The organism is Streptomyces sp. NPDC053665 (genome assembly GCF_055585285.1).
Genome location: NZ_JBVJKK010000004.1, coordinates 645,307 through 665,516 on the forward strand (window position 1 = coordinate 645,307; position 20,210 = coordinate 665,516).

Sequence of the window (20,210 nt, forward strand, 5' to 3'; positions counted from 1 at the left end):
GACCGCCAAGTCCCGGGCCGCGACCGGGGCGTGCTGCTGGGCGACCACATGCCCTCCGGCGTCGAGCTGCGCGGCTCGGACGAGGACACCTACGTCGCCATCACGGCCCCGCGCGCCGGCAAGGCCACCACCTCGCTGGCCATCCCCGTGGCCAAAGAGGCGCCCAGCGCCCTGCTGAAGACCAACAGCAAGGCCGACGTCTACGCTGCTACTCGCCAGCCGGGCGAAGGTCGGACACCCCTGGATCCTGGACACCCAGGGCGTGGCCCAGGCCGAGCGGCAGATGTGGTGGGGAAGGCGGCAGCGGCCGCGACGTCATGAAGTGGCTGTTCGACCCGAAGGAGAAGGCGCCGCTGCGGGTGCTGTACTCCCACGAGCCCGTCCTCGCCGAGCAGGTCGACAGCTCCATCAACATCGCTGAAGAGACGGAGTCCGGCATCTACCAAAACGCCCGCACCGCCGTCAGTGCGCTGCGCGACGAGAAGGTGCTGGCATGGGTCACCCCGGACAAGCACCACCCGCGGTTCGACTCCGAGGAGTTCGCCCTCAGCAGGGACACCCTGTACCTGCTGTCGAAGAAGGGCGGCCCCTCCTCAGCCGTCGTCGCCGCCCTGGCCGACGCGGTGTTCACCGCCGGCGCCGAAGCGGGCGAGCGCCATGGCGGCCGCCTGCCCGAGCCGATGCGCGCCGTCCTGGACGAGGCCGCGAACATTGGCAAGATCACCGACCTGCCCGATCTGTACTTCACCTCGGATCCCGCGGCATCACCCCCTTCGTCATCCTGCAGAGCTACCGCCAAGGCGTGAAGGCCCTGGGGCGAGGTCGGCATGGACGCCATGTGGAGCGCGGCCACCAAGAAGATCATCGGTGTCGGCCTGGACGACGCGAATTCGCCCAGGACGTCTCCACGCTGACCGGCGCGCACTACGTCGAGCGCGGCTCGTACTCCAGCAGCGCGAGCAGGTCCTCGACCCAGCCGAGATCCGCGCCGTGAAGAAGAGCACCGCCCTGCTGCTGGTCACCGGCATGCCGGTCGCGCAGATCAGCCTGCGCCCCTGGTACGCGGAGAAGCTCATGGCCCACATCGGCCCGCAGATGAAGGCCGAGGAGCAGGCCATCACCAAGCGCGCGGTCGCCGCGTACGAGGAGCGGAAGGCGGCACGCAGTGGCCGATGGACCAGACGAGACCCCGAAGTTCGACGTGCCGGTCGGCATGTTCGAGGACATCGAAGACCTCAAGGTCCAGGTCACCCAGCTGACGGCCTTGGTCAAGACGCTCGCCCAAGGCGAGGAGGCCGGGCCGGGCGAGGCCTACGCTGACGAGGAGGAGCTGGCTGGCGAGAGCGCCGGCAGGAGACAGAGGAGGAGCCGCAGTACCCGCCGTTCATCCTGCTGCTTGATCCGCCGCAATACGACGACGAGCTGCGGGCCCTGATCCGGTGGGTCGAGGGTGTGCTCGTACCCGGCTACCTCGGGGAGCCATCGGCCGACGCCCGCTGGTGCCGCCTGTGGTTCGAGCACCCCGTCGCTGTCGCCCGCCTGCACGCTTGCTGGCTCGCCTGGCAGGAACTCGCGGGCCCCGTGAGCTGCGGAAACACCGGCCCCTCCGTATGGCACCGCGACCACCTGGACTCGCCGTACGAGAACTGTCGCGCCTACGGGCTCATTCCAGGGTTGCACCAAGGGCGAGCACCAGATCAACCACCGTCTGCCCAGCCCGGTACCGAGCGCCTGGAGCCACGAAAGCGGTCACCCCTCGTGACCGCCCGCAGCTTGCACATGTTCAGGGATAACGCTTGACCTCGACGTAAACGTCGTAATTGCAATCGTCGCCGTAAAGGGACCTGTAAGTTTCTCCCTCGCCGACATTAGCCTCCGACACCCTGAAGTCGCCAATGAAGTCATTTGCCGAGCCGCTGTCGTACTCCCAAAGGGAAATTATGGCTTCGGACCCGTCTGCGAAGATGTGGGTGCGCCCGATTATCTTCGTCTCGCCTTCGTCGATCTGCTCGTAGTGAAAGCCGGGCCAGATCTTCACGTCATCCAATTTTCTGTACAGGTCGTCTGCTCCTACACGGTCGCCACGCGACAATAAACTTTTGTGACCGTCACCTGCAGCCCTACGGAAGTCACCTTCCTGTGCTGGCTTGGCCTTCACATCAATAGTCCTATGGAATGCAACCGCAGCGCTGATTCAACAGTCAATTATCGACTTGAGAGGCTGTTGTTATTACTCGGGGTGAGGGTTGCGTTTCCGGGGAGTTGCGGAGTGGTCTTCGGTTCCTGACCGAGCGCCCGGCCCCCTTGCAAGGCAGGGCGCTCTCGCGGGCGGGGCGGGTCAGCGGTGGATCCGAATGCAGGGATTGCCGGACGACTGCCTGGCCATCGCGCACAGCCACGTCCCGTGAGGTAAGGTCCGGTTGACCTTCCAGGCGGCGGCGAACCGGGTCATTCCGGCGTTGTGTCAGCGGGCCGTCTTCCAGCGGGTGACGTTCGCCTGGCTGGCCGATGAGCCGGTGTGCCGGTAGATCCGGAAGGCCTCGTGGGCGCGTTGCTTGCTGCTGGTGACAGTGTTGCCGACGTGCAGGCCTCGGCCCCTGACGGAGATCGTCACCTCCTCGCTGGTGTCGCCGGCGCTCATCGGGACCGCCCCAGACCTCAACGGGGCCAACAGCACGACGGCAACCGTCAGGGTGAAAGCAGACTGGATCACAGGAGCTCGCATGAGCGGCTAATCCTCGCCTCGATCGAGGGGGCACATGACCGGACCCGCAATTACTCCGGCGAGCGATAGCGCGGGGCCGGTATACGCGGGGCCCGCGCCACAGGTGAGTACGAACGTCAGGGCGACATGCCGCACAGGCCGCCGACTTCCTCCGCACCGTCGAACTGGACGGGGCCGAGCGGGGCCGCGCTCGGCCAAGACGTGATCGTACGACGCAGCTGGGCTACACCCTGCGTGCCACCGCTATCCCTGCCGGTGCACCGCCAGCCCCTCGCTCTCTGCCAGCCGCTCGACGCAGTCCAAGGCGTCCCGGCGGCCCCGGCGCAGCGCGAGCATCAGGGTTGGTCTACAAACCTGTAGGAGAGCGCATAATCTCCCTCATTCTCGAAGTGCAGGGTGCGCTTCGTGAATAGAAAGTCACTGTCGCTGTCGTAATCTGCGCGCCATACGGTGGTTGTCTCGGTGTCGCCAGTGAAGGCTGCGCTGGTCTTCTCCAGGTCGAACTTCCACCGAGTGTTTGGGGTGCCGGGGTCGATGCCCCCGTTATAGATATGGCTGAGGTCTATTTCTTCACCCTCGTCCAGTCCCCAAGGCCCCTTGCGGGATACGTTATTCGTAACCAGGGCGACATCATATTCGGAGCCCAGTGGCGTTGTGGCGGCGTCGAGGCACTTCAGCGACAGGAGTTCGATGACGATCATTGCCTTCACCAATCATGAAGCACGGGGCCAACCCTCAGATCAACGGTACACCGGTAAGTTCCCGTCTGCCTGTCGATGAACCCGGAATGGTTCAATGCGTAAATAGATTTCGATAGCTCATGTCCGGGCTGATTCGATCGCGATTGCCTAGGGGGGTAACGTAAACTTGCCGCGTGATCCCTGGCGGTGGCTGTCACGGCGGACAGAGCAAGGGGTGAACAGCATATATATGGGATATGCACAAAAAGACTGGATGAAATGGCCTTCGACCACTACCCTCGAAGGCCGCGCAACGGTCCGTATCCACATCGGCGTCGGCCGCGACCGCAGTATCGACCTCTACCAGGACCGCAGCCATTACGTTTGGGACAACCGCTCCGACACCGCCACCCTGCGCAACGACGGAGGCCGCTTAATCGATGACGCCTCCTGGAGCCACAACCGCCACGGCGGCGGCCACGGCCACAAGCACCGCTGACCATCAACACCCCGGCGATGAGCTGACCTACCGGCGATGAGTACTCGGTCGAGTGAAGCGACATGGAGGGCGGCAACCCGCACCGGCGGGACCTCGTCATGCCAGGCATGCAACCGATCAACGAAGCACACGTGGCACAGCCGGGCCTGGCCGTCGTCGAGGTGGCGGCGCGCGACGACCAAACCGCCTCCGCCATCCAGCAGCTGCGCACCGGGCGTTAGGCGACCGCCACGGCCGACCGGACGACCCGAGTGCCGGGCGAGCCCGGTGTGCGGCTGCGCTGACACCTGGGCGTGCGACAGGGACTTGCCCAGCAGCGCCGAGACTCGGCTACCTAAGGGCTGTCCCGGAGGTGGGTTCCGTGGTCGGTCGGGTTCAGAGGTAGGCCAGCGGGACGTCCTTCTCGATGCACAGCCGCAGGACGTCGGCCAGTTGGCGGGCGTCCTTGGAGTGCTGCTGGAGGAGCTGGTCGCTGCCCTCGCGTGCCCACTGGTCGGTGATCGCCTCCAGCCGGTCCAGAATCGAGGCGCACTCGGCAGGCGAGAGGTCGTCACCGCCGTCATCCGGATGATCGAGGATGGGCTTCAGGGCGGTGGAAACCTCGCTCCACGGGCGCTCGCCGCCGAAACCCCACACCTCGGAGAGGACGAACCCCTCGGCCTCGGCCAGACGCCGCCGGAACGCGGAAAAACCGCTGTAGGACCAGGGGACATCCGGACTGCTGTTGTCTCCGTCGCCCGGGTAAAGAACCAGCCCCATGTGCTAACCCTACTTGCCCAAGACACAGGATCGAGGACATGGGGCAGCGTCGGCAACTGAGATGATCTTGGTGAGGCTGGTGTGATCACGGCGGCGGAGCCGTCCTGGATAACCCCGTTCACCGGGCTCAGCCCACGGCGGTTCGGGAAGCTGGTGACGGTTCTGCGGCGCATGGGCGCGGGCGCGGTCCGCAAGGGCCGGCCGTGGAGCCTTCCGCTGGAGGACCGAGCACTGCTTGTCGCCGCGTATTGGCGCACGGACCTGACCATGCGCCAGCTCGCGCCGCTCTTCGGGGTGTCGAAGTCGGCGGCGGACCGGATCGTCGACCACCTCGGGCCGATGCTCGCTCTCCAGCCCCCGCAAGCGGTTCTCCAAGAACACCGTGCTCATCGTAAACGGCACCGCACCCTGGTCCCCGCCCGGGATCACACCATCGCCGAGCGGTCGAAGAACTACCGGCACTCCACCAACCATCAAGTCGTCATTGACGCTGACACCCGCCTGATCGTCGTGGTCGACCGGCCCCTCGCCGGGGACCGCAACGACTGCAACGCAGGGAGGAATCCGACGCCAAGGCCGCAGTCGGCGAGACTCTCACGATCGCCGACGGAGGCTACCCGGGCACCGGACTCGTCATCCCCGCACCGCCGCAAGCGCGGCCAGGCCGAACTCCCGGACTGGAAAGAGGAACACAACAAGGTCCACAGCAAGTACGCGCCCGCGTCGAGCACGTCTTCGCCCGAATGAAGACCTGGAAGGTCCTGCGCTACTGCCGCCTCAAAGGCGAGGGCGTCCACCACGCCATGCTCGGCATCGCGCGGATGCACAACCTCGCCCTCGGCGGATAGGCCAGCGGACCGAACGGCAGCCCACCATGCCTGAGGCGACCCGGAGATCAATTACGTGACAGCCCTTAGGAGGCACTGGGATCCTCTGTATCGAGGGCGTCCAGGAGCTTGCTGGCGGCCTCAGCGACGTCGGGGTCGATGGAACCGGTCAGCCCCTCGACGACTTGGCGGCCGGCAAGCACCGCGTGGTGCGCGGTGACTTCCCACTGAACCTTGTGGGTGTAGTTGTCGGCGTACTTAGGTAGAGCATCCGCTGCGGAGTGACTCCACTCCCGAGAGGAGTAGATGTTCAGCAGGAGTTGGAGCACCTCGGCTTTGCAGGCCACGTGAGGAGCCCCGGCCAGTTCCAGGAGGAAGGGTACGGTCGGAGCGGTGGCGTCGGAGATGACGAAACCCAACTCGCACACCAGATCAGCCAAGTAGTCCAGGGCCAGGCTGCCAGTCTCGCGATCCGACCAGGCCGCCTTGGAGAGCAACGTGGGAATATCCCGCGCGGACCCCCTGGGCACCTCGAGGTCACCCCATTGGACCCGTCCCAGCCCCATCAGGATGGTTCCCAAGCCCGCTCACCCGCCTCCGAATGTATCGGTGATACCTAGCCGGTCCATAACGCGTTGGCACTGATCACAACCGGGGATCAGCTCTCGGTTGCGGGGATGGTCGAACGGCTTGTGCACCATGGCAAGACTACGGCTCCCCTTGATCCTTCCTGCGTCCAGGGCATCGATGATGCAGCCGATCTCGGCGCACCCGCGGTGATGGCCAAGCTGGTTGTACACCCGCCTGAGCACTAAGGGCCATTCGCGGGCGGGCGTGGCTGACCTAGGAGGGCTCCTCACCCGTGCCGGAGGTGAGCCGGGATGTCCGTTCGGACTCGGGTATGTCTCAGTGGGCGAGGCGGTGGTTCCGCGGCGCCTCTGCGGACGAGGAGGCCGCGCAGCACGGGGGAGAGCTGGCGGAGCATCAGGACCCTTCAGCGCTAGGGCCTGTCTGACAAAGGATCTTGGGCAGGTCCGCGGAGCCAGAGGATGAGCGAGGCGAGTTGGAGTCCGGCTTGGTAGCGGTTGGCCAGTTTGACGAAGCGGGTCGCGATCGCGCGGAACTGTTTGAGGCGAGCGAAGCAGCGCTCGACGACGTTGCGGTTCTTGCAGAGCTCACGGTCGAAGGTCGGTGGCCTGCCGCCGGCCTGTCCGCGCCATACGCGGTTGGCCTTCTGGTCTGTGCCTTACGGGATTACTGCCCGGATACCCCGGTCTCGTAGGGCTTGTCGGATGGCGCGGGAGGAGTACGCCTTGTCCGCGAGGACCGCGTCGGGTCGGCAGCGGGGGCGTCCGGCGCCTGCTCGGGGCACTCTCAAGGCGCCCATGACGGTGTCGAAGACGATGGAGTCGTTGACGTTGCCGGGTGTGACGACAACGGTCAGGGGCAGGCCCCGGCCGTCGCAGGCGAGGTGGATCTTCGTGGTCAGTCCGCCGCGGGACCGACCGAGTGCCTGGTCGTTGCCTACGGGGTGTGCCGGGTCCTCTCGTTTGTCCCCTGCTGGTGAAGGAATACCTACGGGCGGTCGAGGAGATCCGCCCGAAGATCTTCGTCATCGAGAACGTCGATCGCTTCCTGCGCTCCCCACAGCTCATTGACCTCAAGGCGGCCGTCGCGGACAAGGAACGCCTGGGCGACTACCGCATGGTCGTCGCCATCCTGAACTCCGCCGACTACGGGGTACCCCAGGCTCGACGCCGGACCATCGTCATCGCCACCCGCGAGGACGTCATCGCCTCCCATCCCACCGGTGCGCCCCTGACCCACCCCAGCCCCACCCACACGCGCGTTGTGCCAGGTCAACTAACCACCGACGGCGCCCCCGCCTGGGCCACCGTCCAAGAGGCCGTCTTCTCCAAGACCCCCGAGAAAACCGAGGGCACGGAACTGCCCGACATCGGCCCCCAGGGCATCACCATCCGCGAAGACGTTCACGTGCCCGGGCCCTACACCACCACCCAGCTGCACATCGGGCGCAGCCCCAGAGCGCTCTCCCTGGAGCGATACAAGGCCATCCCCCCGGGCGGCAACCGCAAGGACCTGCGGGGTAAGACGGCACTCATCGACGGTGCCGATGTTCCCCTGTCGACTCCGAGCTGGGACCGCCACGACAGCGGCTCGGGTGATGTCATGGGCCGGCTGCACCTCGACCGCCCCTCGGTCACCATCCGCATCGAGTTCTACAAGCCGGAAAAGGGCCGCTACCTGCACCCCACCGCGCCTCGCCCCATCACCCACTACGAGGCCGCCCTGATTTAGGGCTTCCCCGATGACTTCAAATGGCACGGCACGAAGATTCAGATCGCCCGCCAGATCGGCAACGCCGTCCCCGTCGGACTCGGCGCCGCCATTGGCAAGGCGATGCACGAATACCTCCGACAGTGCCGTCCCTGACGGCAACACCGAGCTGCCTCCCAAGGCGGCCGTGCCTACCCGCTGAGGCGCACACGGAGGCCGTCGACGCCGGATGCGGGAACCCAAGGGGAGTTCGGCAGGCGACGAACCACCTTCGGGTAGGGGCCGGCCCCGGTGCCGCGGCACCGACACCGTGCGTCCGGCCAGCATCCGGTCGCCCCGGGGAATTCCCCGCGGTGATTGACCATCAGCGCGGATCCGTAGGGTGCCGAGGAAACGGGCGAGCGACGGAAGACGGGGGATAGGCGTAGCCCCACGGCGGCACGGGGGCGGCTGGAAGACCACCCAACCGCCCCTTGCTCCTCTCCGCCCGCCTACCTGTCGGTGGGTGTCGTCGTGCAGGGCGCAGACGCTGCACGAGGAGCGAGTGATCCGCGGGCCGTCGAGGTTGAATCATTCGTCCGCTTGTGAGTAGTAGCCCGTGATCTTCAGTTCGGGGGCGCCCACGAGCAGAGCGCGGTCGAGCAAGATGTTGTTCAGCTCGCAGCTGGTCTCCGGAAGCAGGACACACGCGTGGCACGCGGCGAGGTTGAGTCCGTCCGTGCCGCTGGCGTCTGCTTCCATGCACAGCGGATCGGCCGAACACCAGCAACTGCGGCGCAGCGCCGACTCGAGCGAGGAGGCGAGTCGCTCGGGCTGTCCTTGGGCGATGATGCCGCCGAGGCTGCCCGCCGAGTCGCTGGTCGCCGTGTACAGGAGGAACGCCGCCATCTCGTCCGAGACGTACAGACGCTCCCGCAGGGACGCCGCCGGATAGCCGCAGTCCAGGCTCCATTCGTTGATGAGCGCATGGGCCAAAGTATGTACCAGCACCAGTCGCGCTGAGACCGGTGATTGAGGCTGTGTGTCGCCGCGGTCGTGGAGCATCTTCAGGTGCCGCTGGCGCAGGCCCTGGAGACGAGTGCCCGCCGGCTGGGACTCCACCGTGGCCTCCCAGGCCCGCAGCCGGTCCGTGTCAAGGCGGACGAACACCCCCTCGCCGATCACCTCGATCGCCGGGAGCCAGGAGATACCGCCCCGGTGGAGCCGGGCACGGCGACCAGGCGGGTCCGACGGGGTGGGAGCGGTGACCCGGGTGAAGGACGTCAACGCGCGTACTTCGCGCAGGCGCTTGACCAACATGGTCTGCTCGATGCCGGGCACGGCCGGCGAGTCGGGCGTGACGTCGGCGGGCACGCACACGAAGTGTTCGTTGTCGGGGATGTCCTCGGTGGTGGAGCTGAGCTGGCGGAACTCCTCGATGCGCAGCGCGTCAGCCAACTCCGAGACGTCCGGATTCTCCGGGTCGGCGTCTTCCTCGCACTCGGCCGCCTCGAGGGTGCGCACGGCCTCGATGATGTCCGTGCGGGTGTAGCGGCCGTCGGCCAACCAGCCTTCGTCCAGGGCGTACTCGGCGATGCCAGCATCCTCCTTGCCGACGAGGTGCCGGCGGTGTTCTCGCCGCATCACCAGCTGCATCAACGCCTTGTGCCACGGTGGAATGGTCAAAGCGGAGCGGAGCACGGGGAACCAAGCCGCGGAAGCACCGCGCTGCAGCGCCTGGACGCTCTCTTTGCAGTCCGGCTGCCCGGCGTCGCCGCCGAGCCAGGGACGCCGGCCCTCACAGCGGATTCCGAGTCGTTTCATCTCCTTGCTGCTGAAAGCCCCTTCAAGGGACGCCTTCTTGCCGCAGCTGCACTGGATCACGATGGAGCGCAGCGAGGCGGTGCGTCCGGTGGAGATCAGCTTCATCCGACACCGGTCGGTCGATCGGGAGGCGGACGCTTCCCGGCCCCGATGGGTCCATTCCCAGTAGGGGAACTCCGACAGGTGCCCCTTGGCGCACGCCACGATGAAGCGGGAGGGGGTGACCGTGCGGTCGCACAGTCCGCAGTGCCCGCGCCCCTTGGGCGAATTGAACTCGTTGTAGGGCTTCAGAGCACCGCACCCTTGACAGGAGTACGTGGTGGGGAAGCGCCGCACGCGGACCCCGTCACCGGCCGGAGGATCGGACGCGGGCGGCAGGTGGAAGCCGCGGACGCCCAGATCGCTTTCGAGCCGTGGCTCGCGGATGTCGAAGTCTGGGCCCACTCTCCAGCTGTCCAGTCCACTGACCAGGAACGACTGGTCGCCGATGGCCACCATGGAGCCGACCCCGTAGGTGGTGATCTGCTGGGCTCGGCGTACCGCACCGAGCCGTCCCAACACGCCTTGGGTCGGTGTCTGGGCCTCTTGGTCGAGGCGTCGTCGGCTGCCCGAGCGTAGTCCCATGTCAGGCCTCCAGGTACAGGTCGGATTCGACGTCCACGTCGCGGAAACTCCACATGGTGTCGATCGCTTCGGTCAGGTCGTCGTCGTTGTGCGCGCGCAGCAGTGCGGTGTCCGCCTCACGTTTCTCACCGGGGCGTCTGCGCCGGGGGGCCTCGTAGACCAGGGAGGGGTTGGCGGCGGCATAGGCGCACCAGTCTTCGATGATCCAGCCGATTTCCTGGGCCACGTGGTCGGCCTCGGCGGGGTCGATGTTCCGGGCCCGGGCGACGAGGTCGTCCCGGAGGTCGAGGAGTCGGTCGGCATAGTGCTTGACGCCGGCGGCGGCGGTGTTGGGGCGGGCCTCGGCGATGGTGAGCCGGGCCAGCCCGACGAAGGCGGCGTGCAGGGCGCGGTCGCGGGCTCTGGGGGAGAAGGGGGTGACGCTGGTGGACTCGACCTGCCGGTACAGGGCCGTGTGGTAGGGGATGAAGCCCTCGTAGTGCGAGCGGTCGCGGGAGCGGGCGGAGTTGAAGAGGGTGACGACGAGCCCGGGACGCAGGCGTCCCACTCGACTGGTGGCCTGGATGTATTCGGCCGTGGTCTGGGGCTGTCCCAGTACCGCCATCAGGCCGAGTCGATCGACGTCCACCCCGACGGAGATCATGTTGGTGGCCAAGACGACATCGGAGGCGGTCTTGGGCAGGCTGGTCTCCAACTCCTTGAGTCTGTCGGGGATGCGGCTGGAGGGAACGCGGCTCGTCAGCTCGGTGAGCTGGTCCACCTCCCGCGCGCGCTCCGACAGGCCTTCGTGGCCGGCGAGGAGCTCGAGTCGTTGGTGGACGTCGTCGCGGACCTGTAGTTCGGCGGCGGCGAGGAGACGAAGGCTGTTGAAGTAGCCCACCAGCGTCCAGTAGGCGTCGCGGACGTCGTCGTCGCCCTCGATGATGGCGGCGTGGTGCAGCAGCGCGGCGTAGGCCCGCACCAGGAGGGTCGCCTGCGAGGTACCCGGAGCCAGGAGGCCGACGTAGCGGCGGGTCGCCTTTTGTTCCTTGGGGGTTTCCACGGCGAACCAGGAGTCCCGGGCGTCGATGCCCGCCGGCGGGAACTGGGCCACCTGCGCCCGGTCAAAAAGGGCTTTGCCCTGGTCCTGTGCGCGACGGATGGTCGCCGTGGACGCAATGACCTTCGGACGGCCACAGGCCAGGTCGATCGCCGCTTCGTAGAGGCCCGCGAGGGTCCCCAGAGGTCCGGAGATCAGGTGCAGTTCGTCCTGGACGATCAGTTCCGGCGGCGGTGTCTCCTCATGGTCGAGGTCTTTGTTGAAGATGGCCGCCACCTGGTCGCGCCAGGCTATCTGGGCGAACTTGTCCGCCGTGGCGATGACCAGGGTGGGGTGGTGGTGGTAGACGGCTTCGTCCACCAGGTGCACGGGGAGCCCGTCACGGTATGTGCAGTCGGCATGCGGGCAGCGGATCGCCAGGCGTCGCTCGTCCGGTTCGACGCTGTAGGCGTGGTGGTCGAGCGCGGTCCCGCACCAAGGGCAGGACCGGAGCTGGACGGGGTTGGCTTCGCGGAGCGGTTTGCCCTCGGCCAGCTTGCGCAGGCCGGTCTCCGCGGACTTCTCCCTGTCTTTCTCCGTGGTCAGATAGTTAGGGGTGGCCGCCTTGCCCACCCACATGCCGATGGAGATCGGTTTCGTTCCGAGTCTCTCGGGTTCTCTGCGGCGCATGTCCTCCATGACGCAGATGAGCGTGGAGGCGCGCTCGAACTGCTGCAAGGTGAGCAGGCGCAGCGTGTAGCGCATGAGTACGGTCACGCCGGCACCGCGATCGCCCAGGCGCAGGCGTCGCAGGAAGGTGGTGTAGGCGATGAGACCGAGGTAGGCCTCGGTCTTGCCGCCACCGGTGGGGAACCAGAGCAGATCCGCGGTTTCCCGATCGGGGTGGTGGGAGTCGGTGATGCCGTCCAGGCACAGCAGGAGGAAGCCGATCTGGAAGGGACGCCATTGGCCGTCTTCGATGGGCTCGCCGTGTCGGCCCTTCTTGATCCAGACGGTGCGTGCCCGCTGTGTGGCCATGGCGCGGTTGGCCAGACGGAAGGCTCGCATGGTCTGCGGGTCGCGTTGGAGAAGGTCGATGCCGGAGTCCATGCGTTGGCGTGCCTGGTCGCAGAGCGCGAGCTGGCGGTCAAGGACTCGGGCGAAGGCGGCGTCCTGACGGTGGTGGGTACGCAGCGTGGCGGCGTCGATTCGGCGATCCGCGATCCAATTGCCGTAGGTGCGGGTCAGACGTCTCAGGGTGTTGATGACGTCGGTGTCCTCGGCGTCGGCCAGCCGGCGCATGCCCAGCGACGCCGCGTCGAAGTCCGGGGTGGAGTCGGTCAGCAGTACCTCGTGGGAGGGGACGAACTCGCTCCACACCGCTGACGTCGCGGCCGGTGCACAGTCCTGGACCGCGAGGTCGCGTGGTGTGGGTGGCCGCCACCGCCAATCGGCCGCGCATCCGTGTCCGGTGGCGAAGTTGGGGGCATGCCGGTGGAGCAACCGGCTCAAGATCATCTCGTCGTCCGTGCTGGACGGCGCGGCCCGTTCCACCAGAGCGTTCGAGCCGTCGCCGGTGTCGATGCGGATCCCGGCCTGGAAGAAGCAGAAGGTGTCCTGAATCTGGCCCGCCGTGACCTCGTGGGTGTTGACCAGGGTGGTGGTGACCGCGACGACGCCGGTGGACTGGCTGCGACGACGTACTCGGACGCGCAGTTGGAGGCCGGGGGCGAGCTGGTGTTTGATCTGCTGCGGTTCGGTGACGTCCACCGGCACGGGCACAAGCTTCAAGGGACGCCGTCGCCAGTTGAGGTCCTGCTCATCGGTGGTGCGCCGTTCCGCTCGCTCGGCCGTGGTCGGGAGGCCCGCCTCGTCGACCGGGTCGTACACGGCGGCGCTGACGGTCACCGTCACGGTCTCGCAGACGGCCGGGGCGACGGCGAAGGTGAGGCCCAGCGCCGAGGGCTTGCGGACTCTCGCCAGGGTGACGCCGGTGTCGGAGCTCTCGTCCACGGTCAGGGTGGAGTCGGCCTCGTCGTGGTCGAGTTCGTGGGACTCGACGGACACAGCGTCGGCGTCCCGCGTGCGGGGGAAGAGCACACCGAGGGCGTATGCCGTCGCGGGCCAGTCGCTGATCGTCTCCGTCGAGTCGGCGTCCGTTCCGGAGGGACCGAGGAGGTCGCGGCGCAACCGGTCGACGAGTTCCTCTCTGAACCGGTAATGCTCGCGGTGGTCAATCACGGGTGCCCTCCGACGCGGTGGTGGTCTGGTCGTAGTGGAATCGGCTCAGTCCGCCCAGGCGGGGGGTGAGCCAGACGCCGTGATCGCCCAGTCCCGTGGTGCTGCCGGCGGCCGCACTGCCGGTCACCGTCTCGACGGACTCGATGCGGACGTCCGTGATCCGGCCGGGCCAGGTGGTGGGGTGGTGCTTGGGACCCTGCCGCTGGTAGCGGTAGAGGTCTTTACGGAAGGCGTCCGACACCAGGCCGATCGGGCGATCACCGGCGCGGATCAGGTAGCCGGGAGACAGCGGCCCGGAGCGGTCGTCCTCATCCGTGGAGGACGGGGTGCCGATCCGCTCCAGGACGACCGGGGTGCCGGATGCCAACTCTTCGCGGAAGAAGCGCTGCAACTCCTCCACCTCGCCGGTGAACCCGATCGTGCCCGCGGGGTGGGTGACGTGGACGTCCCCGCTCTTCAACTCGATGCCTTTACGCTCCCACCTCTTCCAGCCGTAGCGGCCCCATCGCCCGGTCGCCGGGCAGGCACGCACATGGGGAGGCTCAGGACGGGGATGACGGTATAGCTCGTCGCGCGGTCGGGTCATCGCGACGTACAGGGCCCGGATCTCCTCGGACGCCAAAGTGGGCGACTCGAAGCGTGAGGCGTCCAGAGGGCCGGGATCGACGACCAGGACGCGGTCGAACTCGAGTCCCTTGGCGCGGTGAAAGGTGGAGACGACCAGGTGGTGCTCCGGCTGGGCCGTCAATTCGTCCGGGAACCGGCCGCTGGCCAGCGACTCGCGCAGCCGGTCGAGGGCGACGGTGCGGCCGGTGGGGTCACCGAAGGAACCGCGCAGGAGCCGCCACAGCCGATCGTGGTCGTGGCCAGCCGGGATCACGCCTCCGGCGTCGTGGAGCTCGTCCCAGGTCCGTCGGGACAGCGAGGACCCCTCGGTCTTCCGCAGCAGGGCCGCCAACCACGCGGGAGCCGACCGATCACGGGCACCTCGCCGCAACTGGTGATCGATGTCCAACCGGTGCAGCTGTTCGGAGATCAACAACGCCTGACCGTTGGTGCGGCACAACACCGCGGTGGGTCGCTCCGGATCACTCAACAGCTCCCGAAAGTAGGGCTCGTCCAGATCCCCGAAATCGTTGCAGGCCAACAGCTCCTGGCGAAGCTTCGCGTGCAGGGCCTCAGCACCCGGGGCGTCGAGGTCACCGCTGTCGCGCACGGGGGCCTCGAACCGCAGAGCGGTGCGCGCGTCCGGTGAGCGCGCACGGAAGTTTCGACCGAGTGCGAGGTGGACCAGGTCCTCACCGAAGAGGGTATGCAGAGCTCGGAGGAAACGCCCTGGTTCCAGGGCCAGCTCGACTGGGTCGCTGACCGAGAACGCGTAGATCGCCTGGGCGGGGTCACCGACGACCGTGAAGCCACAGTCATAGCGCTCCAGTAGTTTCTCGACGAGAGCACTGCGTGCTCCGGTCAGATCCTGAACCTCGTCGATGACGACGTGCCCGAGTCCCTCTTCGAACAGGACGTCGGTCCGCCCCGCGGCGATCGCCAGTGCGGTCTGCTCGATCCGTGCGTCGAAGGAGAGGCTGCGCCAATCGGTCGCCTGGTCGATGGCGGTGAGCACGTTCAACGCCCAGGAGTCGAAGGTCATGACCCTGACCTGCCGGGAGTCCTCGCCTCCGTGTAGCAGGATCCGCTCCCTGAGTTCGCGCACCGCGGCGCGGGAAAAGGTCAGGACCAGGATCTCTCCAGCACCCAGGCCCTCGCTCTGCAGAAGGTGGTCCAGACGCCTCACGAGCGTGTGGGTCTTCCCCGCCCCGGCGCCGGCGGTCACCAATACCAACGCGTCGGCGGGCTGCTCGACTACGGCAGCCTGCTCCGGGGTGAGAGGCCTGTCGGCCCCGCACGCTTCCATCAGTACGCCTTCTTCCACAGGTGCTCGAACTCCGTATACGCCAGGTTGCGACCGAAGTTCACGATGTTGTCGCGGACGTTGAGGATCAGACACTCGGGCTCACCACCGTTGGCGGGGCCACGCAGTCCACGACCGATCATCTGCACGTAGGTGTTGGGACTGTAGGTGGGGCGGGCCACGACCACCGCGCGGACCTTCGGCGCGTCGAACCCCTGGGTGAGGACACCGTAGTTGGTGAGGACTCGGATCTTGCCGTTACGGAAGTCCTCGATGCGACGCGCCCGGATGCTGGATCGAGTCTTCGATTCGATGTAGGCGGCTGAGACACCACGGTCGTTCAACAGCGCGGCGAGTACCTTGGAGTGCTCCACGGAAGTCGCGAACACCAGGACCGGCCAGCTCGGATCGAGCCCTTGGATCTTCTCGACGATACGTTTGGTGCGGGAGACGTCGTCGGCGAGCTTCTTGGTGATGTCGTCGGGGATGCGCATGCTGTTCTGTTGGAGGACCTTCTCAGCCTGGCTCTGGTCCAGAGCGACGCGACCGCCAGTCAGCTCACGCTGCTCCACCTTCGACAGCACCCCCAGGCGCTGCAGATGCCGGTGCGCCGCGTTCTCGTCGTCGCCGTCGAACGCACCGAAGTCGAGGCGACGTTCACCGAAGCGCTTGACCAGCCGCCGGGTCTCCTCGTCGTTACGGCCGCGATAGGCGGTCGCGGTCAGGCCTATCAGCGGACGCGAGACCCGGTACTGATCGATGCCCAGGAGATCCAAAATCTTTGTGTACGTCTTGGGGACCGCGAAGTGCGCCTCGTCGATGATGACCGCCGCTGCGTAGCGCAGCCAGGCGTACCGTTCGTCGGCCAGCCGCTGAACGAGGGTGTCGTCGGTGGCCACCACCAGGTGATGGCCTTCGTTGAACGGCTCAGGGTAGTGACCCTGCCGCATGCGGCTGATGTGAAGCTTCGTGGAGGAGCCGAGATGCGGCCAGAGGAACTCCCAGGTGGCGATCGCCTGCTCGCACAGCTCCTCGCTCTGCGCGATCCACAGCACCGGACCCACCAGATGGCCGTCGCGCATGGCGCGGATGGTCGCCTCCGCCGCGACCCGGGTCTTGCCGGCCCCGGTCGGCAGACTGAGCATCGCCCGCTGCGGACTCTCCTGAACGAGTAGGCGGTACATGTTGGACACGATCGTGACCTGGTAATCGTGTAGGTCGGCGATGGTCGTCGGCCCCATGACCGAGAAACTTGTGGCGGGCGGGGTGTCGTCCGGATCTCCGGCCCAGGACGCGGGGAAGCCGTAGCTGCGCAGGAACGCCCGGGTCCGGGACCCACCCACCCACTGGGTGGGGGTGTCCTCGAAACCCGCCTCGCGGAAGGCCGGGGCGAGGGTGCGCAGCACGTCGTCTCCATAGGACGCCATCACCAGGTGGGCCACACGTAGATCGTCGGCCGGCGCGCCGCGCAGTTCCTCGTCGGTCAGAAGCAGACCCGCCGGAAGCCGGTCACGCAGCCGGTCGACCCCCACGGCCAGGAGCAGCTTCCGGGCGAGGTCCGGCTCCCGGCGCACCGCGACGAACTTCTCGTTCTCTCGGTCTTTCGCCTGCTGCGCCAACAGCGCTCGGCACGCCGCTTCGTCAAGTTGAAGCCCGAGCGCGGCGACCACGGCCATCAGCACCGACAATTCGTCGTCGGGACCGCACAGAAGGACGTCGGAACCGGAGCGCGTCTGGGTCAGCGGTTCCTCCTCCCGTCCGTGGCTGCTGGTGGTGACCACGCGGGCCAGCGACGAGCACTGCACGATCCGCAAGTCTGTGTCGTGCGGGAGACGCTGTTTGAGCCGAGGATAGACGTCGAAGAGGGGGGTCGGCTCGCCCGCTGGGACGTGCTCGATCTCCTCCTTGATAGCCCGATCACCGTCTTGCATCGACCACAGCCTGCGCATGCGTTCAACGTCCTCCGCGTCCGGTGCGAGGAGAGCAGGCAGTCGATGGACCCTGAGAGCCCGGTACTTGGCTCGATCATGGGTCACGTAGATCTCATCGTCCGGTCGCGAGGTCCATTCCTCACCGATGCGGCACCTCGTGCCCTCGTCGCTCGGCCATGGAATGTCCGCGTCACCGTCCGTGGCGTGCGCGAGGAGAGCGTAGGCACGGCCGACGAGGACGTCGTCGTCGCTCGTCGCGAGCCGCTCGAACAGCACGCGCCAGGCACCGGCCGGGGCGTCCTGGATCGTCGAGGCCAACCGAAGCGCCGCGGCGAGGTCCGGGTCGACCTCGCACACGGGAAGGAGATCGGCGTATGCACGCAGCTCGGAGGCGACGGACTCGGTGACCGAGCGTAGCCCCTGGCTGGTGGACAGCGACACCTGCCGACGGATCATCCACACGATGGGGGAGTCGATGGAGACCTGTGCCCCGGTGTTCGGGCGGCGCACGGTCCAGCGATGCGGCACGCCGTGACGGGGCACGGCGCGTACGAAGGCGGCGCGCCCCTCCGGGGATAGCCCCAACAACAGTTCCAACGGCCCGGCGGTGTCGGAGCCATCGACGGCGACCGCCTTGACGCCGACGTGTCGGGCACCGGCGGGCAGTGACCGGTTGAACGCGCCGAGCGCGTAGTCGAAGTAGTCGGTGAACCACGGCGCCTCCCGGTCGACGCGCGCAAGAACAGGGGTCTCCGCCGCCCCCAGATCCCTCAGCACCGTCATGTCGGGCCCGTGAAAGCGCGGATCGATCGCCGCGTGCGCGTCACGGGACAAATCCGAGGGGACGACACGACCAGGCAGCAGACAAGTGTTCAACGGGCGGAAACGTCCGTCACAGCACCGCACGTGGATCGATTGCCGAAAGCCCGGGCACCGCTCGCGGATCGCCGCCACCGCCGCGGCACCGCCAGCATGGCGCGTCAGCTCCCAGAACTGTGCCCAGTCGCCCTCCCCGTACCGGGCGAACCCGATGTCCAGGACGGCTTCCAACCGGCCCACGGCGCTGGCCTCGGTGATACCCAGGATGGACAGTGCCTTGGACGCCTCCCGATCAAGGGCGACCTCGGGATGCACATATCTCTGACCGTCGTTCAGAGCTCCGGAGGCCGTGATCCGCCGGTACACGGCTCCTGGCCGTGGTTCTTCCAGCTCACCGTCCTCGGTCAGCAGGATGGCCGCACGGGCCGCCTCCGCGGCGAGTGAGGAACCCTTGGTCTTCATGTCAGCCGCGATGAGGAGAGCCAGAATGCTCGAGCCGGGACTGTGGTCGGATACCAGCGCTTCGAGCCAGTCCATGACCGACTCGGCGGATCTGTCCGCCCGTTCCATGATGTCACGCACGCGTGAACGCCGCTCCCGCGCCTCGACGCTGTGGTGCACCCAATCGGTGGGACGACCGGGGTGTTCGGCCCACAGCCGCAACCACTCCGGCTGCAGGTTCTCCGGGTGCAGGTGCAGCTTCTTCGGTTCACGCAGTACGCCCGACTGGTCGGGTAGGGACGCGCGGACGACGGCCGCGTCCAGCACGTTCGCGCTGAGCTGCCGGTCCGCCCACTGGGCGGCCTCGCGGCCTCGTGCGGTCAGCAGTGTCAGGTAGGAACCTGGATCGTCCGCCTCGACGAGTTTGGGCACCGAGTCGACGATCAACTCCGCGGCCGCCCGGATGAGTTCCGTGTTGAAGGGGCTCGTCTGCAGGTTTTGACGGTCGGGGTTGGTCTGCCAGGCTGCATTCAACACGCCGGTGAGCGTCGTGTTGTAGTGGGTGGGGAAGTATGCCCAGAACTCGCCGCGTTCCGAACGGTTCTTCAGCCCCTTGCTCGGCACCGCCCACGAGATGCGGATCGTCGGCCTGCCGTGTTGGTCACCCGCCGCCTCCAACGCCTCGGAAGAGGGTGCGTGGTCGCGGGAGAAGACCCGCCAGTGCTCGGTTCGTACCTGCTTGCCGTCCAACCTCTCACGGATGCTGTGGGCGTCGCCGACGGCCTCCTGGTCGATGACGCGCAGACGATGACGTCCGGTCCGCGCATCCTCCAGGATCACGGTTTCCACATGAGGGGAGAACAGTTGGAAGTGCAGGGGAAAGTCGTGCAGATCTGCACCGAGGCGGTCGACCATACCCAGTTTCAACGGCAGCACCACCACCGTGGAGGCCCACTCCATCAACGCATCGAGGCGTTGGTCGTCCCTACGCTCGGCCACGTCGTCCAACACCTGAGCCATACGAAGGACCGGCGTCTCCTGGTTCTCCGGGACCGAAACGGTCTGCCGGATCATCTGAGAGGACCACTGCTTGTCGAATCCGAAGCTGCCGCTGGTGCTGAAGAAGCGAGGGGTGTCACAGACGCTCAGAACGGACTTCACGCCCACGCCGAATCGCCCGATCTTCCCGCCGCGCTTGGCCGACGAACTCATGTGCAGAATCGTGTCCACACCCTGCGCGGACACGGGGGTACCGGTGTTCGCGCAGTACAGGTGAGTGTCCGTCAGGACAACCTGGATGCGCCCCTTGTCCTGAATCTCGTCCGCACCGTTTTGGACGAGTTCGTAGATCTGCCGGTCACTGTAACCGCCTCGGGCGATATCCCGTTCCAGATTGGCGTGCTCCAACACATGGCGGGGATCGGCGCGATAGACGTCGAGACTGCGTCGCGACAACTCACGTACGGCTGACACGACATCGAGCAAAGAGGACTCGGACGCCTGCATGGTGCGCGTAACTCCTTCGACCCTGAAACACCAGGGACGGCATCGTGTTCGATGAATGGGAGGCAGGAGCTGCATACCCCACGCGGTCGTGTGCACACGCGCGCGGCGGACCGCGCCGCAACAGCGTCAA

Annotated in this window: 17 protein-coding genes and 5 pseudogenes; 11 read left to right on the plus strand and 11 right to left on the minus strand. The window is 66.9% G+C overall.

Annotation, left to right across the window (positions count from 1 at the left end):
• The first annotated feature begins 30 nt into the window (after positions 1 to 30).
• Genes ACZ6ZN_RS19895 through ACZ6ZN_RS19905 form a run of 3 tightly spaced genes read left to right on the plus strand, consistent with a single transcriptional unit; the run spans position 31 to position 994 of the window.
• A complete protein-coding gene (locus ACZ6ZN_RS19895) occupies positions 31 to 321 on the plus strand; it encodes a hypothetical protein (protein ID WP_469647949.1) in 291 nt (96 codons plus the stop codon).
• A complete protein-coding gene (locus ACZ6ZN_RS19900; protein WP_469647951.1) occupies positions 318 to 806 on the plus strand; it encodes a hypothetical protein in 489 nt (162 codons plus the stop codon). Before ACZ6ZN_RS19895 ends, ACZ6ZN_RS19900 begins: the two co-directional genes overlap by 4 nt.
• Complete coding sequence (locus ACZ6ZN_RS19905; protein WP_469647953.1) at positions 803 to 994, plus strand: hypothetical protein; 192 nt, start codon at positions 803 to 805, stop codon at positions 992 to 994. The genes ACZ6ZN_RS19900 and ACZ6ZN_RS19905 overlap by 4 nt, the downstream gene beginning before the upstream one ends.
• Here the strand turns inward: ACZ6ZN_RS19905 and ACZ6ZN_RS19910 are convergent.
• Positions 925 to 1,227 carry a hypothetical protein gene (locus ACZ6ZN_RS19910; RefSeq protein WP_469648061.1) on the minus strand — a complete coding sequence of 101 codons (303 nt, stop codon included), beginning with the start codon at positions 1,225 to 1,227 and terminating at the stop codon, positions 925 to 927. The two genes, ACZ6ZN_RS19905 and ACZ6ZN_RS19910, sit on opposite strands and share 70 nt — an antisense overlap.
• Here ACZ6ZN_RS19910 and ACZ6ZN_RS19915 point away from each other — a divergent pair.
• Both ACZ6ZN_RS19915 and ACZ6ZN_RS19920 read left to right on the plus strand, forming a co-directional pair.
• A complete protein-coding gene (locus ACZ6ZN_RS19915; protein WP_469647956.1) occupies positions 1,166 to 1,435 on the plus strand; it encodes a hypothetical protein in 270 nt (89 codons plus the stop codon). The two genes, ACZ6ZN_RS19910 and ACZ6ZN_RS19915, sit on opposite strands and share 62 nt — an antisense overlap.
• Before the next feature lie 17 nt (positions 1,436 to 1,452).
• Entirely contained in the window at positions 1,453 to 1,800 is a 348-nt protein-coding gene (locus ACZ6ZN_RS19920; protein WP_469647957.1) for a DUF4913 domain-containing protein, read from the plus strand.
• On the opposite strand, the gene ACZ6ZN_RS19925 is transcribed toward ACZ6ZN_RS19920, so the two are convergent.
• From ACZ6ZN_RS19925 to ACZ6ZN_RS19935, 3 genes are all read right to left on the minus strand, one after another.
• Complete coding sequence (locus tag ACZ6ZN_RS19925; RefSeq protein ID WP_469647959.1) at positions 1,784 to 2,038, minus strand: hypothetical protein; 255 nt, start codon at positions 2,036 to 2,038, stop codon at positions 1,784 to 1,786. The two genes, ACZ6ZN_RS19920 and ACZ6ZN_RS19925, sit on opposite strands and share 17 nt — an antisense overlap.
• Positions 2,039 to 2,464: 426 nt before the next feature.
• On the minus strand, positions 2,465 to 2,641 hold the full coding sequence (locus tag ACZ6ZN_RS19930; RefSeq protein ID WP_469647962.1) for a hypothetical protein: 177 nt from the start codon (positions 2,639 to 2,641) through the stop codon (positions 2,465 to 2,467).
• 419 nt (positions 2,642 to 3,060) lie between these two features.
• Positions 3,061 to 3,426, minus strand: a complete 366-nt coding sequence (locus tag ACZ6ZN_RS19935; protein ID WP_469647965.1) for a hypothetical protein — start codon at positions 3,424 to 3,426, stop codon at positions 3,061 to 3,063.
• A gap of 277 nt (positions 3,427 to 3,703) precedes the next feature.
• Here ACZ6ZN_RS19935 and ACZ6ZN_RS19940 point away from each other — a divergent pair.
• Together ACZ6ZN_RS19940 and ACZ6ZN_RS19945 are read left to right on the plus strand one after the other, a co-directional pair.
• Positions 3,704 to 3,904 (plus strand): annotated as a pseudogene (locus ACZ6ZN_RS19940) (lamin tail domain-containing protein); the annotation flags it as partial.
• 107 nt (positions 3,905 to 4,011) lie between these two features.
• Positions 4,012 to 4,188: pseudogene (locus ACZ6ZN_RS19945) on the plus strand (DUF6207 family protein).
• A gap of 91 nt (positions 4,189 to 4,279) precedes the next feature.
• Here the strand turns inward: ACZ6ZN_RS19945 and ACZ6ZN_RS19950 are convergent.
• Positions 4,280 to 4,663: a hypothetical protein gene (locus ACZ6ZN_RS19950; RefSeq protein WP_469647968.1), complete on the minus strand. Its 384-nt coding sequence runs from the start codon at positions 4,661 to 4,663 to the stop codon at positions 4,280 to 4,282.
• Between the two features lie 171 nt (positions 4,664 to 4,834).
• Here ACZ6ZN_RS19950 and ACZ6ZN_RS19955 point away from each other — a divergent pair.
• Positions 4,835 to 4,960 (plus strand): annotated as a pseudogene (locus tag ACZ6ZN_RS19955) (transposase family protein); the annotation flags it as partial.
• 338 nt (positions 4,961 to 5,298) lie between these two features.
• On the plus strand, positions 5,299 to 5,511 hold the full coding sequence (locus ACZ6ZN_RS19960; RefSeq protein ID WP_469648058.1) for a transposase: 213 nt from the start codon (positions 5,299 to 5,301) through the stop codon (positions 5,509 to 5,511).
• A gap of 65 nt (positions 5,512 to 5,576) precedes the next feature.
• On the opposite strand, the gene ACZ6ZN_RS19965 is transcribed toward ACZ6ZN_RS19960, so the two are convergent.
• Together ACZ6ZN_RS19965 and ACZ6ZN_RS19970 are read right to left on the minus strand one after the other, a co-directional pair.
• Complete coding sequence (locus tag ACZ6ZN_RS19965) at positions 5,577 to 6,071, minus strand: hypothetical protein (RefSeq protein WP_469647970.1); 495 nt, start codon at positions 6,069 to 6,071, stop codon at positions 5,577 to 5,579.
• Between the two features lie 419 nt (positions 6,072 to 6,490).
• A pseudogene (locus tag ACZ6ZN_RS19970) lies at positions 6,491 to 7,051 on the minus strand (IS5 family transposase); the annotation flags it as partial.
• A gap of 2 nt (positions 7,052 to 7,053) precedes the next feature.
• On the opposite strand from ACZ6ZN_RS19970, the gene ACZ6ZN_RS19975 reads away from it, so the two are divergent.
• Both ACZ6ZN_RS19975 and ACZ6ZN_RS19980 read left to right on the plus strand, forming a co-directional pair.
• Positions 7,054 to 7,809, plus strand: coding sequence for a DNA cytosine methyltransferase (locus ACZ6ZN_RS19975; RefSeq protein WP_469647974.1), 756 nt, complete (start codon positions 7,054 to 7,056; stop codon positions 7,807 to 7,809).
• 12 nt (positions 7,810 to 7,821) lie between these two features.
• A pseudogene (locus ACZ6ZN_RS19980) lies at positions 7,822 to 7,944 on the plus strand (DNA cytosine methyltransferase); the annotation flags it as partial.
• 414 nt (positions 7,945 to 8,358) lie between these two features.
• Here ACZ6ZN_RS19980 and drmB read toward each other — a convergent pair.
• The 4 genes from drmB to ACZ6ZN_RS20000 form a co-directional block, all read right to left on the minus strand.
• Complete coding sequence (drmB, locus tag ACZ6ZN_RS19985; protein WP_469647977.1) at positions 8,359 to 10,152, minus strand: DrmB family protein; 1,794 nt, start codon at positions 10,150 to 10,152, stop codon at positions 8,359 to 8,361.
• A 64-nt stretch (positions 10,153 to 10,216) separates the two neighbouring features.
• Complete coding sequence (locus tag ACZ6ZN_RS19990; RefSeq protein WP_469647978.1) at positions 10,217 to 13,474, minus strand: helicase-related protein; 3,258 nt, start codon at positions 13,472 to 13,474, stop codon at positions 10,217 to 10,219.
• Positions 13,467 to 15,404 carry a UvrD-helicase domain-containing protein gene (locus ACZ6ZN_RS19995; RefSeq protein WP_469647980.1) on the minus strand — a complete coding sequence of 646 codons (1,938 nt, stop codon included), beginning with the start codon at positions 15,402 to 15,404 and terminating at the stop codon, positions 13,467 to 13,469. The genes ACZ6ZN_RS19990 and ACZ6ZN_RS19995 overlap by 8 nt, the downstream gene beginning before the upstream one ends.
• The gene (locus ACZ6ZN_RS20000; RefSeq protein ID WP_469647984.1) at positions 15,386 to 20,080 is read right to left on the minus strand and encodes a DEAD/DEAH box helicase; all 4,695 of its coding nucleotides are present in this window, start codon (positions 20,078 to 20,080) and stop codon (positions 15,386 to 15,388) included. The genes ACZ6ZN_RS19995 and ACZ6ZN_RS20000 overlap by 19 nt, the downstream gene beginning before the upstream one ends.
• Between the last annotated feature and the right edge of the window lie 130 nt (positions 20,081 to 20,210).